This is a genomic window from Pseudoalteromonas sp. SG45-1 (assembly GCF_014164135.1).
GTDB lineage: Bacteria > Pseudomonadota > Gammaproteobacteria > Enterobacterales > Alteromonadaceae > Pseudoalteromonas > Pseudoalteromonas distincta.
In genome coordinates this window covers 427,334-441,518 of sequence record NZ_JACJEP010000001.1, presented here as the reverse complement: position 1 = coordinate 441,518, position 14,185 = coordinate 427,334, and the positions used below count along the sequence as shown (strand labels likewise).

Here is a 14,185-nt window from a genome sequence, read left to right as displayed (position 1 = left end):
TACGCCCCGCACTCAGCGATGAAGTGCTAACAAAAAAAAGATGGCTAAGTAGCTCAGCTGGTTAGAGCACATCACTCATAATGATGGGGTCACAGGTTCAAATCCCGTCTTAGCCACCATATTTTTTGTTGCTCAATGAAGAGTTTAAAATAACTACCTTGTGTGCGGGAGTGGCGGAATTGGTAGACGCGCTGGATTTAGGTTCCAGTATCTTAGGATGTGAGAGTTCAAGTCTCTCCTTCCGCACCATAATTCTTGATAAGAATTAAAACTATCAATTGTTATTGTTGGGATATCGCCAAGCGGTAAGGCACCAGGTTTTGATCCTGGCATTCCCAGGTTCAAATCCTGGTATCCCAGCCAACAATGGCTAAGTAGCTCAGCTGGTTAGAGCACATCACTCATAATGATGGGGTCACAGGTTCAAATCCCGTCTTAGCCACCATTTCTCTTTTTAGAAGTGGCTCTGCAAGAGTTAAATTGCACTCAATGAAGAGTCTAAAATAGCTACCTGTGTTTTATAACACAAACGATGCGGGAGTGGCGGAATTGGTAGACGCGCTGGATTTAGGTTCCAGTAACTTCGGTTGTGAGAGTTCAAGTCTCTCTTTCCGCACCATGTTCTTGATACGAACTAAAAATATCAATTAATTCTTTGTTGGGATATCGCCAAGCGGTAAGGCACCAGGTTTTGATCCTGGCATTCCCAGGTTCAAATCCTGGTATCCCAGCCAACTTCTTCTACCAAGGAAAGTTGGATAAAAGAATGACTCTTGCTTAGAGTTTAAATGAGCAAATTAGTGATGCGGGAGTGGCGGAATTGGTAGACGCGCTGGATTTAGGTTCCAGTATCTTAGGATGTGAGAGTTCAAGTCTCTCCTTCCGCACCATGTTCTGATAAGAACTAAAATTATAAAAGAATTCTTTGTTGGGATATCGCCAAGCGGTAAGGCACCAGGTTTTGATCCTGGCATTCCCAGGTTCAAATCCTGGTATCCCAGCCAACTTCTTCTACCAAGGAAAGTTGAATAAAAGAATTACTCTAGCTTAGAGGTTAAATGAACACATTAGTGATGCGGGAGTGGCGGAATTGGTAGACGCGCTGGATTTAGGTTCCAGTATCTTAGGATGTGAGAGTTCAAGTCTCTCCTTCCGCACCATGTTCTTATTAAGAACTAAAATTAATATCAAATTTATAGTTGGGATATCGCCAAGCGGTAAGGCACCAGGTTTTGATCCTGGCATTCCCAGGTTCAAATCCTGGTATCCCAGCCAATTTGACTTCCTTCTCTAAAACTTCTCAATATTCATTAAATTCAGCTTACTTTTTCTGTACTTAAATATACATTTATAAATTCGTCTATATTTATTGGTTTGCTATATAAATACCCTTGTAAATAATCACAGTTCATACTCAATAGCGCTTGCTCTACTTCTTTGGTTTCTATTCCTTCAGCTACTACATCGCAATTTAATCGGCTCGCCAAAAACAACGTAGATTCTACAATAGCGTAATCAGGCGGATTAATGAGCATGTCTTTGATAAACGATTGATCTATTTTTATCTGGTTTATGGGCAACTCCCTTAATAACGACAGTGACGAAAACCCCGTACCAAAATCATCAACACTAAATTTAAATCCACGCATACTTAACTGCTGCATCATTTTTCTTGCTGCGGGTATGTTTGTCATCATTGCCCCTTCTGTAATTTCAAATATTAGTGAATCACTTAAAGTCGGGTCAGTAGTAAGTAAGCTAATTATAAATTCGTAAAACTCGCTGCTTTCAATATCTTTCGTTGATAAGTTGACATGAATAGTACCGGTAAACCCAAACAGTTTAAGTTTTCTAATATGGTTAACTGCTTCTTGTACAACCCATTTCGATAAAACAAAAATAAGCCCTGTACGCTCAGCTACACTTATAAACTTTTCAGGACTAATAAAGCTACCATCAGCTTGCGGCCATCGGATCAGCGCTTCTAGGCCATGCAATTGAATATCTTTGGAGTTCATTATCGGTTGTAAATAAAGCTCGAACTCACCTTTGTGTAACGCGGCTTTAATTTTGACTGATAAATCAAAAAAGTCCTCAGCTCGTTTACCTATTTCAGATGAGTAATTTACTAAAGGTTGAAATGTCTTTTTTGCTTCATGCAGTGCCAAGTTGGCTTTTTTTAGTAACTGGTCGGGTAATCGGCTATCATCTGGGAAACGGCTTACGCCTATACTTAATTGTATTTTAACCATTTGCTCATGTGTACAAAACGGAGCTTTAACGGCTGAGTTTATAATATTTACACAGTGAGCCATGCTTTCATCAGTATCGGTATTCAGTAAAAACGCAAACTCATCCCCCCCTATTCGATATAACTTAGCAATGCCACATAGTTCTTTGCTTAACTTATTAGCAAAAGCAGCCAGTAGTTGATCACCACATTGATGACCAAACGCATCATTAATTTGTTTAAAATTATTTAAATCAATATAAAATAATGCAAATGAAGAAGGGTAATCGACTTGTTTACTCAAGGATTTAAAAAAGTTATTGCGGTTGGGTAAGGTTGTTAAGTTATCGTGCTCAGTTTGATATTTTTGATACTGCGTTGCTTGCTCTATTTTAAGGATGCTTTTCAAACTCAGTTTGACAACTAAGAAAACAAACCCTGCACCACCAAATAATATTGTGGCAACTGCATTTCTTATTATTGGTGCCGTATCGTAATTTGAAAAGTAATAAAGTATCCACCAATACCCTAAAATAAAACAGACAATAGCGCATAACAGTACACTCCACGCTCTTTGCGATGTTTTTTTACAAACTTTAAAGGTTGTTTTTAAGCTAGCAACTAGCAGTAGCGCACCTAAAATAATTATTACTGAAAAAAAATTATCCACACATAGGCTCTTTAAAATTATTAAATTGCGGTTTAGTGATATAACCCTAGTCAAATTAAAATTTTATTTAATATAACTGGGTCACTATTTGTCCACTTAAAAACAGACATAAAAAAAGGCTCATAAATGAGCCTTTTTAATCTCTACTTTAAATTTAGCCTAAATCACCGCTAATTGCGTATTTTAAAACCCAGTTTTTTATAGGGCCTGTATTATTAGCCATTTTTAAAAACTGGCTACGTGCCCATTTAAGTGGCGCAACTTGGTTAGAAAAGCCAAAGTAACAGGCATCCATCATGCTCATCATTAATAAATTAGCTTTACGGCGAGCTCGCTCGTATTCTTTAAGCGTTAACGGGCACCCTATATCCGCAGCATTATCTAAAACTTCAGCAAGTGCCACTACGTCCTGAAAACCTAAATTAACGCCCTGCCCTGCAAGCGGATTTATTGTATGTGCAGCGTCACCGACTAAAACTAAGCGCCCTTGTGAATAATTGTTAGCATGTTGGCGAGTAAGCGGAAATATTGCATGGGTTTGTACTTCAAAGTCTCCAGCAAGTTCAGGAAATTTATTAAGTATGTGCATTTTTAGCTCAGCTGGGTTTAGCCCTTTAAATGCTTGCAGTGTATTTGCATCGTCGTACCAAATTAAATTAGCGTATGGTGCATGCATTGGCAAAAATGCGAGTGGCCCACTTGGCGTAAACTGCTGCCATGTTTTTATTTGTTGCGGCGCATCGAGTTTAATTAATACCCCCATGCAATGCTGCTGATACTGCCAGCCGGTAATTCCTATATTAGCTTTAGCACGCAGCTGCGATTGTCCGCCATCGGCTGCAATCACTAAATCAGCGGTATAGGTTTGAGCTCCATACACAAGCGTAATTAAATCATCCGTTTGCTCTATTTTAGTAATAGGTGTGGCTTGCTCAATAACCTCAATTTTATAATGATCAAATTGCTGCCATAAACTTGCTTGAATTAAACTATTTTCAATTAAGTGACCTAAATGCGTGGTGTTTATATCGGCGCAGTCAAATAATAAATTATCACCACCGCGCTCAAATGCCTCTAATTGCTGATAAGGCGCTATGCGGTTTTGCCTTAAAAGCGGCATTGCTCCTAATTCATCAAGTAAATTTTCTGAAAAACGATTAATAGCCGACACTCTAATATCAACCTTATCACTACTAAGAATCTGTGATGGGTCTATTAGGTGTTTTTCGATTATGCGTACGCCAAAGCCCTGTTGAGCAAGCTTTATCGCCATAGCCGCGCCAACCATGCCACCGCCAACTACTATCACATTATTTTTAGTCATGTTTTTCATCATTTTATTATTACTTGAGTCTGTTTTGATTGTATCAAAATTAATTTGTTTTATACCAGAGGATATCCCTAACCGCTAATTAAACTCGCCTCGTATTGATTTGAGATCACAAACATGAAAACTATACTTGGATCTGGACAGGTATCCAGCTAAAATACGCCTCCTTTAAGTGAGCATGCTTGCTCCTTAATCCTGTTTCAAGCACATTTTTGTGCCACTATCGAATTGAACACGAGGCTATATTTCAATGAGCAAAAAGCTGCATATTAAAACCTGGGGTTGTCAGATGAACGAATACGACTCTCAGAAAATGGCTGAACTTTTAGATGCCACCAACGGCTACCAGCTAACTGAAGATGCAACAGATGCCGACGTAATCTTACTTAACACCTGTTCAATTCGTGAAAAAGCACAAGAAAAAGTATTTCACCAATTAGGTCGCTGGAAGTTATTAAAAGACGACAAGCCAGATTTAATCATTGGTGTAGGTGGTTGTGTTGCCTCACAAGAAGGTGACTCTATTCGCCAACGTGCACCATTTGTAGATGTTATTTTTGGTCCGCAAACGCTACACCGTTTACCAGAAATGATTAAACAAGTGCAAGGCGACAAAGGCTCATCGGTTGTTGATATTTCATTCCCAGAGATTGAAAAATTTGACCGCCTGCCAGAGCCAAAAGCAGATGGCCCATCTGCTTTCGTATCAATTATGGAAGGATGTTCTAAGTACTGTACTTTTTGTGTTGTACCTTATACTCGTGGTGAAGAAGTTAGTCGCCCAGTAGATGACGTACTACTTGAAGTTGCACAACTTGCAGAGCAAGGCGTACGTGAAGTAAATCTTTTAGGTCAAAACGTAAACGCATACCGCGGCGATACGCACGATGGCGAAATTTGTTACTTCTCTGATTTAATTCGTCTTATAGCAGCTATTGATGGTATTGACCGTATTCGTTACACCACATCGCACCCGGTAGAATTTACCCCAGATATAATCGACGTTTACGCCGATGTACCAGAGCTTGTAGATCACTTACATTTACCAGTACAAAGTGGTTCAGACCGTATATTAAACCTAATGAAACGTGGTCATACGGCAATTGAATACAAATCGACAATTCGTAAGTTACGTAAAATTCGTCCTAACTTAAGCATGTCGTCAGATTTCATTATTGGTTTTCCAGGCGAAAGCAAAGAAGACTTTGAAGCAACCATGAAGCTTATTAGCGACATAGGTTTTGATATGAGCTTTAGCTTTATTTACAGCGCACGCCCAGGTACGCCAGCGGCAGATTTGCCAGATGACGTAACAGAGCAAGAGAAAAAAGAGCGCTTATACTTACTACAAAACCGTATTACACAAATGGCGCAGCAAATTAGTCGTCAAATGTTCGATACAGAGCAACGTATACTTGTTGAAGGTCCTTCTAAGAAGAACCCTATGGAATTACGTGGCCGTACAGAAAACAACCGTGTAGTAAACTTTGTTGGCCCGCACACAGTGATCGGACAGTTTGTTGATGTACGTATTACCGAAGCACTACCTAACTCTTTACGTGGTGACTTAATTCGTACAGAATCAGAAATGAACTTACGACGTGAAGTCGCTCCTTCAGCTATTTTAACTAAAGCTGCAGCTGCAGAGCCAAAACCAGACACTGTTAACGAAATTGGCGTAGCTACTTTCGTTCCTTAGTCACACAATTAGCGCCAGTTAACGCTGGCGCAGTACTATAGGAAGCAATTTTGAGTAATCAGTTAAAAACATTAGAGATTTATTTAGAACCTGCCGATAACAAACGCCTTTCTTCTTTATGTGGCCCGTTTGACGAAAACATCAAACAAATTGAACGCCACCTGGCTGTTGAAATAATTCACCGTGACAACTTTTTTAAAGTAACCGGTAAACTACACAACTGCGCCGGCGCTGTAGAAATCTTAAAAAACCTTTATGTTGATACTCAGCCAGTTCGTGGTGTTTTAGGTGAAATAGAACCCGACGCCGTTCATTTAGCTATTACCGAATCAAAAGCCTTAGAGCAAGATGCATCCAGCAGCGCTTATGGCAAAGAAATGGTTATTAAAACCCGCCGTGGTGTTATTAAACCACGTAACGACAACCAAGGTGTTTATGTGGCTAATATTTTAAACCACGACATTACCTTTGGTATTGGCCCTGCAGGTACTGGTAAAACTTACCTTGCAGTTGCAGCCGCCGTCGACGCTCTTGAGCGCCAAGAAATACGCCGTATATTACTAACGCGCCCTGCTGTAGAAGCTGGCGAAAAGCTTGGCTTTTTACCTGGCGATTTAAGTCAAAAAATAGACCCATACCTGCGCCCTCTTTACGATGCTCTTTTTGAAATGCTAGGTTTTGAAAAAGTAGAAAAGCTCATCGAAAAAAATATCATCGAAGTCGCACCGCTTGCTTACATGCGCGGACGTACTTTAAACGATGCCTTTATTATTTTAGATGAAAGCCAAAATACCACCGCCGAGCAAATGAAAATGTTTTTAACCCGTATAGGGTTTAACTCAAAAGCGGTGATTACAGGCGATATTACACAGGTCGATTTACCTCGTGGCACACGCTCAGGCCTTCGCCATGCAATTGAAGTACTTGATGGCGTAAACGAAATTAGCTTTAACTACTTCAAAGCCCACGACGTAGTACGTCACCCTGTTGTAGCACGCATAGTTGAAGCCTACGAGCGTAACGACGAAAGCGAGCGACTTAAGCGCATTGAAAAGCAAAATGCAAAAGACGCACTCGCTGCTCTTCAACAGCCTACTACTAAAGAGTAATACTTTGACAACCGAACTTGATTTACAAATAGCCTGTGAGTTTGACAACCTCCCAAGCGAAGAACAATTTGCGCTATGGGCCGACAAAGCCCTTAGCCAATACCGTGATGAGTCCGAACTCAGTATCGTTATTAGCGACGAAGCGCAATCGCAACAACTTAATAACGACTATCGCGGTAAAAATAAACCGACCAACGTACTGTCGTTCGAATTTGAAGCACCACCAGGCATAGATATTCCCTTGGTTGGTGATTTAATTATTTGCCCAGCCATTGTATTAGCTGAAGCAATTGAGCAAGAGAAGTCATTTCATGACCACTTTGCTCACATGGTTATTCACGGATGCTTGCATTTGCTTGGATTTGACCATATAAAGAGTGAAGACGCTTTAGAGATGGAAAGCATCGAAAAGCAATTACTTGCAGAGCTAAACATAGCAGACCCATACCGGGACGATATTTAAATTAACGGAGCAATTAGACGCAATGAGCGACGGTAACTCGCAATCTAGCCAGGGTTCTTCTGGCAAAACGTGGTTGGGCAGAATAGCCCAAATGTTGCAAGGGGAACCCCAGAATAGAGAAGAGCTGGTCGAAGTTATTGCCGATGCGCAAGAACGAGACGTAATCGATCCAGAAACAAAAGAGATGATAGAAGGTGTGCTTGGCGTGTCTGAGCTTAAAGTGCGAGACATAATGGTTCCGCGCTCACAAATGATCACTCTTGAGATCGACAGCCCGCTTGAAGAACTAATTCCAATGATGGTTGACTCAACTCACTCACGTTTTCCAGTGGTGATTGAAGACAAAGATCATGTAGAAGGTTTTTTACTCGCTAAAGATTTATTGCCACTGATCTTAAATAAAGACGAGCATTTACCATCAATACGCGATTATTTACGCCCAGCAATGGTAGTACCTGAAAGCAAACGTGTTGATACATTGCTAAACGAATTCCGTCAGCAACGCTACCATATGGCTGTGGTTATTGACGAATACGGCGGCGTATCGGGCTTAGTAACGATTGAAGATATTCTTGAAATAATTGTTGGCGAAATCGAAGATGAGCACGACGAAGAAGAAGAACATCAAGATATTCGTCAACTTGCTAAACATGTCCACGTAGTGCAAGCACTCACTCCTGTAGATGACTTTAACGAGCATTTTAAAACAGGCTACAGCACAGACGAAGCCGACACTATTGGCGGAACTGTACTGCACGCATTTGGCCATATGCCAAGCCGTGGTGAAACGATTGACATAGAAGGTTACCAATTTAAAGTAACCAACGCCGACAATCGTCGTATTTTGCAACTGCAAGTCACCGTTCCTAAGGCTGATGATAACGACAGTGAAGAAACTGCTAACTAGACTTACCCTATTAGCAAAAGATAAAAAAGCATGGCTCGCACTCGTTGCGGGCCTTGTTTTAACTTTTGGCTATGCCCCTTTTGAAATTTGGCCCATCGTATTTATTAGCCTTGGCGCCATAATTTTTTGCATTAATCCCAATAATAACGGTAAAGCACACGCAAAAACCGCCGCTAAATATGGCTTTATATTTGGCCTAGGCTGGTTTGGTGCAGGTATAAGCTGGGTACATGTTTCTATTGCCACCTTTGGCGGTATGCCGCTTATAGCGTCGCTCTCGTTAATGGCTTTTTTGTGCGCCTACTTAGCATTATTTCCCGCACTTGCCTTTTGGGCAACTACACGCTTTGCTAGTGGCCCTAAAAGCTTTGGCGCATTACTAATTGCCTGCTTTGCAATTAGTGAGTATTTACGTGGCACCGTACTTACCGGTTTCCCGTGGTTAAGCTTTGGCTACACACAGACCGACGGACCTTTAAGGCTGCTCGCCCCTTATATTGGCGAGTTTGGCTTAACTCTTACCTGTGTCGCTATTGGCTTTGCACTATATAGACTTACCCAAAAAGATTTTAAAACCCCGGCGGTTACTGCGACAGCTGTTGCGCTTATTTTTACAGGTGCAAATACCACAGGCAGCATTCATTACACAGATAAAAACATGTCAGTATTGCTCGTGCAAGGCAACATACAGCAACATCTGCGCTTTGAGCCAAGTGAGTTTTGGACCACAATGAGCAAATACCAAGACCTGACCCGCCCACATTGGGATGCCGACTTAATAGTATGGCCCGAAGCCGCAGTGCCTGAAATAGAAATGCTTGCTGATTCCTACCTAGCCAATTTAGACAGTGCCGCCTCGTTTAATAAAACCGCCCTTGTAACCGGTATTGTTGACTACCAGCGAGACACCAAAAATATATTCAACACGCTTATCGTGGTTGGTAATAAAGAACGCGGCGACGAGCACGGGCATTATCATTACCTTGATAAAAACCGCTATCAAAAACACCAGCTGTTACCTATTGGCGAATTTGTACCGTTTCAAGATTTTTTGCGCCCTATTGCTCCGTTATTCGATTTACCTATGTCGTCGTTTACGCGTGGCGACAAAGTGCAAAACAACTTACGCGCCAATGGCTATAACTTACTCCCCGCTATTTGCTACGAAATTGTTTTTGCAGATTTAGTACGCGGTAATTACAAAAGCGACTCCGACCTACTCTTTACAGTAAGTAACGATGCCTGGTTTGGCGACTCTATTGGACCTTTGCAACATATGCAAATAGCCCGCATGCGCGCGCTCGAACTACAACGCCCTCTAGTACGTGTTACTAACAATGGTGTAAGCGCCGTATACGACCCAATAAGCCACACACAACAAACCATGCCTCAGTTTGAAGCTACCATATTGAAAGCCAACATTAAGCTTATAAAAGGCGACAGCGTGTACAGCCAATACGGCAATGTGTTTGTGTGGGGATTTGTGTTGTTGATAGGAGTTGTTGGGTTTGGGGTTAGGTTGAGAAAGTGAATTAAAATTAATAGCTGTCGGTGGACAGCTATTTAAAAAAGTGTTTATTGTTGGGTTTCGCTTCGCTCTACCCAACCTACGCAAATTTACTTTTTAATCTAGCCTATGCTAAAAATATAACGAGCTTTGTTCTATTTTTAATGCTTGGTGTTGCTCAATATCAGGTTTAAAAAGTTAAACTCGACTGTAATTTATAATTGGATTTTCACAGATAAACTCACCACCTTTAACGGCATACATCAGTACAATATTGAGATTGAGCCTAAATGCCGACCGACTTTAACTTTATCGGTATGCGACTTTATTTCACTTACTTGCGGGAGTTTAATTAAGTATCAAATTTAAATGAGGTTAGCATACAGCATAGTAACATTTTATCGTAACCCGACTATTGGCGTCCACGCTCCCAACTAAATAACTTTTTAGTCATAACTACTCGTTATGCTTTTTGCTTTCTATGGGGGTAGTTTACAGCAACTATCAAAACCACTTAAACTTTAGCTTTGCTGAGTGTACCCTGCTCACCTGTGGCCTCAGTAGATTACAATGAATATCAATATAGCTACTTTTATTTGGTTCTATAAAAATATCATCGCTTTTACCTAAACAATTACCAACAAACTTTCCGTTTTTATCGAATGTAGATGCTATAACACCACCTGCATATATGCTTTCATTGGTGATATTTTTTAACTCGGCAGTTATTCTTACTCGCCCATTTTCTTTAAAAATATCAGAAAGGGTAAGTTTATAATCACTATTTAAGTCGTCAGTGCCCTCCAATGCTTTATTTGATACCTGCTCTTTAAAGCCACTATCAACTTCTGCGGCTATTGTTAGCGCGTACACACTGATACCACCGAGTGTTGCTATTACAAACCCTATCCCCCAAAAAAAGCCCTTTATAGCCTCATTAAAATTATTACTCATTTAATTCCCTTTTAATTTTTCACTACTAAATTTCGTTAACAATATACCCAAAATTACTCCTTTCACTAACCTAGTATATAAATTAAGACTTATTTTTGTAATAAGCTTTTTAAACCATAGTACCAACTAAGCGCTGCCACCGTGCCATGAGTTTCTTCTTCAAAGTAACGTTGATTTATATATAAACTGTTACTCGGGTGCGCTTTTAGTTTTTTAGCAAGCTCTAAGCCCCATTTATAATTAGCCTCTCCAATTTCACCAAAAGCTGCATTATTAGCAAAAGTAAAATATACATTGCCTTTAAGCTGCTTATTTATAAGCTGTTGCTCGTCAAAATAACGATTGAGATAATTATTATCCCAAAGGTAGGTTGCATCAATAATTAAGTAATCAGTAAATAAAGAGTGATTGGTAAGTAAAACATAACTTGCGAACAAGCCGCCGAAAGATTCCCCAATTAATACCTGCTTATTTGATGTACGGTAATTTTTATTAATGAAGGGAATAAGTTCTTTTTCAAAAAAAGCGGTGTAGTTTGCGGCATTGCCAATGTTTTCAAATTTTTCGAGTAGCTTGCCGTTAAAAGTCCAATCGACATTGGTAGGGGTAAAGTCGCGCTCTCTTATCGCATTTTTACTATTAGGAACAGCGACAATAATTGCTTGTTGAATTTGTTTTTCTAGCCGCTCAGTACTGAGTGCTTCAACAAGCCCCGCTAAGGCTTTTAAATGGGTTGGGTCGCCATCAAGCAAGTAAATAACAGGATATACTAGTTCGAGGTTTTGCTTGTAGCTTGGCGGTAAATAAACACTATAACTGCGCTGCTCACCTAAAATAATAGACTTAAGCTGATGTGTTTCTGCTAACACAATATTTTCTGACGCATACGAAGCTGTAATAAAATACAGATAACTAAACGCCATTAATAAAGCTTTCATAACCATCCTTGTAATTAATAAGAGCAAACTTAACTTTTTACAGTCTCTTCTACCGTTTCCACATTTACAACCTGATTCAAGTTACCTTTAATAACCACCGTCGCTGATATTTTATCTTGAATGGCTTGCCTGTTTGGGTCCCAATATATCTGTAAAAAGCCCAATAAGCCCGTTGCAAAGCCTGCACCGTAGCCGCCGTAGCGACCAAAACAATCTAATAAACCTAATGGCTCACCGCTTAAGGCAACCACACGAATATTACATACCTTTTTACCCGGTGTTTGGCCGCGCCAAAGTAGCGAGAACAACGTAAAGTAAACAGCAGCCCAGCCAAAACCTAAGCCTAAGTCTTGAATAATACCCTTGCTCCACTGCAAAATACTGTTTGTGGTTGTTTGTGCAGGTTTTTCTTCTATTAACTGTGCAGGCTTTATTTCTTTATTTTCACTGAGTACTAATAGTTGTAAAAGTACGGTAGCAAGTTGTGGGCTTTGTAGGTCGTCCATTTCTGCTAATTTGGGAACTTGCCCAATTAAATTATCAAACGCGTTTTGTTGGCAAGGTTGCTCACAGCTTTCATCAGCTGTTTGCGCTAAATAAGTATTTACCCGTTGTTTTTCTGTGGCGGTAAGCTGTATTTCATCTTGTATTTTTACGCCCTGAACAGCTAAACCTTGATTAGTGTTATCGTCTTCTAGGTAATCAATGCCAATTGAAAGCACAGTAAGTGCGCTTACAAATAAAATACTTGCTGCCGTTATTTTTAAGATTCTTCGCCACACATTCGACATTTTTGGAAGGTATTGCTGTGCCGTACCTTTATAAAAAGCCATTGCAGCAACAAACGCTATTAAAGCAGCGCTAAGCTTGGCCGCTAAAAATATCAGTGCAACATCAATAATAATCGCTAGTGCACGCTGAATAGGTGTAGCTAAAGGCAAGCCCAGTAAAGCGCTGTCAATTTTAAAAGCGTAGGGTGTAATAACTTCTCGGGTTTCAGAATTTGATAATTCTAATTGTTCTATTTCTGTGGCTTTCATTTATTTTCTTGTTATTAAAATAGGTAACCCGGTTAACTTACGCGTTTTTTATTTTTTGCTCAAGGTAAAGCTATTAGAATCAATGCACAAAAAAAGGGCTACATAAAATGCAGCCCTTCATGTTTTTACTCAATGTTAATTACTTACTAGCAATTATACCGTTGGATAATCGGTGTAGCCTTGTTCTGCGCCACCAAACAAAGTGTCGGGGTTGTGGCTGTTAAGTGGCTTGCCTTGCTTTAAGCGTGCTGGTAAGTCTGGGTTTGATACAAACGGGCGACCAAAGCCAATCATGTCGGCCCAGCCTTCGCTAAGTGCTTTGTCTGCGCGCTCTTTGGTGTACTTGCCTGCGTAAATTAATACTCCACTGTAGGTTTTGCGAATCGATTTTTTAAATTCGACACTCATTAAAGGTGCGTCATCCCAATCGGCTTCGGCTATATGCATGTAACCTACACCGGCTTTATTTAGTGCCTCAGAAACCGCTAAGTAAGTTTCCTTAGGGTTTTCGTCTACAGTGCCATTAAGAGTTGTTAACGGGGCAAGTCTTACGCCTACTTTGCTGCTACCAATTTCGTCGCTAACAGCATGTACCACTTCAATTAAAAAGCGTATACGGTTTTGCACACTGCCACCATATTCATCGGTGCGAGCATTTGACTCTGAGTCTAAAAATTGATTAATAAGGTAACCATTTGCAGCATGAAGCTCTATGCCATCAAACCCTGCATTAACTGCATTTTTAGCTGCTTGGCGAAATTCACCTATGACATGCGTAATATCTTGTTTGCTCATTTCGCGTGGGAGTTGGGTGTCTACAAACCCCGGTGCGCCGTTTGTATCTACAAATACTTTTACGTCTTTTGCGGCAATGGCCGATGCAGAAATAGGCTGCACGCCACCAGTGTTGTCACTGTGGGTAACACGGCCAACATGCCAAAGCTGAGCAAACATCACGCCACCAGCGCTATGTACTGCGTTTGTTACTTTACTCCAGCCTGCAACTTGCTCATTTGAATAAATACCCGGAGTCCAAGCGTAACCTTTACCAAGCTCACTAATTTGTGTTCCTTCGCTTACAATTAGTCCGGCACTTGCGCGCTGTGCGTAATATGTTGCCATTAAGTCGTTAGCTATATCGCCAGGCTGCGTTGAACGCGAGCGAGTCATTGGGGGCATAACAATACGGTTTTTTAATGTTTTACCTGCAAGTTCTATTGGTTCAAAAAGTAATGTCATAATGCCTCCTAAGTTTGATTGCGCTCATAATAACGTAACCAAGCACATGCAAAAACAACAAAAACTGCAAAATAGTTTTGTTGTATCTGCAATAAAGCC

Annotated in this window: 11 protein-coding genes and 10 tRNA genes; 15 read left to right on the top strand and 6 right to left on the bottom strand. The window is 40.5% G+C overall.

Features of this window, described 5'->3' with window-relative positions; translation table 11 throughout:
• Nucleotides 1-42 precede the first annotated feature (42 nt).
• The 10 genes from H5117_RS02010 to H5117_RS01965 all read left to right on the top strand — a co-directional run bounded on the left by H5117_RS02010 (nt 43) and on the right by H5117_RS01965 (nt 1,275).
• Nucleotides 43-119 (top strand) — tRNA-Met (locus tag H5117_RS02010).
• A 45-nt stretch (nt 120-164) separates the two neighbouring features.
• Nucleotides 165-249 (top strand) — tRNA-Leu (locus H5117_RS02005).
• A 39-nt stretch (nt 250-288) separates the two neighbouring features.
• Nucleotides 289-363, top strand: a tRNA-Gln gene (locus H5117_RS02000).
• A gap of 5 nt (nt 364-368) precedes the next feature.
• Nucleotides 369-445: transfer RNA gene (locus H5117_RS01995), tRNA-Met, on the top strand.
• Between the two features lie 89 nt (nt 446-534).
• Nucleotides 535-619 (top strand) — tRNA-Leu (locus H5117_RS01990).
• Between the two features lie 40 nt (nt 620-659).
• Nucleotides 660-734: transfer RNA gene (locus H5117_RS01985), tRNA-Gln, on the top strand.
• Between the two features lie 71 nt (nt 735-805).
• A tRNA-Leu gene (locus tag H5117_RS01980) sits at nt 806-890 on the top strand.
• 39 nt (nt 891-929) lie between these two features.
• Nucleotides 930-1,004, top strand: a tRNA-Gln gene (locus H5117_RS01975).
• A gap of 71 nt (nt 1,005-1,075) precedes the next feature.
• Nucleotides 1,076-1,160: transfer RNA gene (locus tag H5117_RS01970), tRNA-Leu, on the top strand.
• A 40-nt stretch (nt 1,161-1,200) separates the two neighbouring features.
• A tRNA-Gln gene (locus H5117_RS01965) sits at nt 1,201-1,275 on the top strand.
• A 41-nt stretch (nt 1,276-1,316) separates the two neighbouring features.
• Here H5117_RS01965 and H5117_RS01960 read toward each other — a convergent pair.
• Nucleotides 1,317-2,900, bottom strand: a complete 1,584-nt coding sequence (locus H5117_RS01960; RefSeq protein ID WP_002958546.1) for a bifunctional diguanylate cyclase/phosphodiesterase — start codon at nt 2,898-2,900, stop codon at nt 1,317-1,319.
• A gap of 154 nt (nt 2,901-3,054) precedes the next feature.
• Complete coding sequence (locus H5117_RS01955) at nt 3,055-4,224, bottom strand: FAD-dependent monooxygenase (protein ID WP_259404210.1); 1,170 nt, start codon at nt 4,222-4,224, stop codon at nt 3,055-3,057.
• Between the two features lie 256 nt (nt 4,225-4,480).
• On the opposite strand from H5117_RS01955, the gene miaB reads away from it, so the two are divergent.
• From miaB to lnt, 5 genes are read left to right on the top strand one after another with little or no spacing between them, the layout of a single operon-like run.
• Nucleotides 4,481-5,929: a tRNA (N6-isopentenyl adenosine(37)-C2)-methylthiotransferase MiaB gene (gene miaB / locus H5117_RS01950; protein ID WP_002958544.1), complete on the top strand. Its 1,449-nt coding sequence runs from the start codon at nt 4,481-4,483 to the stop codon at nt 5,927-5,929.
• 50 nt (nt 5,930-5,979) lie between these two features.
• Nucleotides 5,980-7,038, top strand: a complete 1,059-nt coding sequence (locus H5117_RS01945) for a PhoH family protein (RefSeq protein ID WP_002958543.1) — start codon at nt 5,980-5,982, stop codon at nt 7,036-7,038.
• Nucleotides 7,039-7,042: 4 nt separating this feature from the next.
• Nucleotides 7,043-7,501 (top strand): rRNA maturation RNase YbeY, encoded by a 459-nt coding sequence (ybeY, locus tag H5117_RS01940; protein WP_024596412.1) that lies wholly within the window; start codon nt 7,043-7,045, stop codon nt 7,499-7,501.
• 22 nt (nt 7,502-7,523) lie between these two features.
• Complete coding sequence (gene corC, locus H5117_RS01935; RefSeq protein WP_002958541.1) at nt 7,524-8,408, top strand: CNNM family magnesium/cobalt transport protein CorC; 885 nt, start codon at nt 7,524-7,526, stop codon at nt 8,406-8,408.
• Nucleotides 8,389-9,939, top strand: a complete 1,551-nt coding sequence (gene lnt, locus H5117_RS01930) for an apolipoprotein N-acyltransferase (RefSeq protein WP_182736033.1) — start codon at nt 8,389-8,391, stop codon at nt 9,937-9,939. Before corC ends, lnt begins: the two co-directional genes overlap by 20 nt.
• Before the next feature lie 480 nt (nt 9,940-10,419).
• Here lnt and H5117_RS01925 read toward each other — a convergent pair whose 3' ends face one another.
• The 4 genes from H5117_RS01925 to H5117_RS01910 form a co-directional block, all read right to left on the bottom strand.
• Nucleotides 10,420-10,869, bottom strand: a complete 450-nt coding sequence (locus tag H5117_RS01925; RefSeq protein WP_039489341.1) for a hypothetical protein — start codon at nt 10,867-10,869, stop codon at nt 10,420-10,422.
• A gap of 89 nt (nt 10,870-10,958) precedes the next feature.
• Complete coding sequence (locus H5117_RS01920; protein ID WP_182736032.1) at nt 10,959-11,807, bottom strand: alpha/beta hydrolase; 849 nt, start codon at nt 11,805-11,807, stop codon at nt 10,959-10,961.
• Nucleotides 11,808-11,836: 29 nt separating this feature from the next.
• Nucleotides 11,837-12,847 carry an RDD family protein gene (locus H5117_RS01915; RefSeq protein ID WP_182736031.1) on the bottom strand — a complete coding sequence of 337 codons (1,011 nt, stop codon included), beginning with the start codon at nt 12,845-12,847 and terminating at the stop codon, nt 11,837-11,839.
• A 153-nt stretch (nt 12,848-13,000) separates the two neighbouring features.
• Nucleotides 13,001-14,086, bottom strand: coding sequence for an alkene reductase (locus tag H5117_RS01910; RefSeq protein ID WP_182736030.1), 1,086 nt, complete (start codon nt 14,084-14,086; stop codon nt 13,001-13,003).
• Nucleotides 14,087-14,185: the final 99 nt, after the last annotated feature.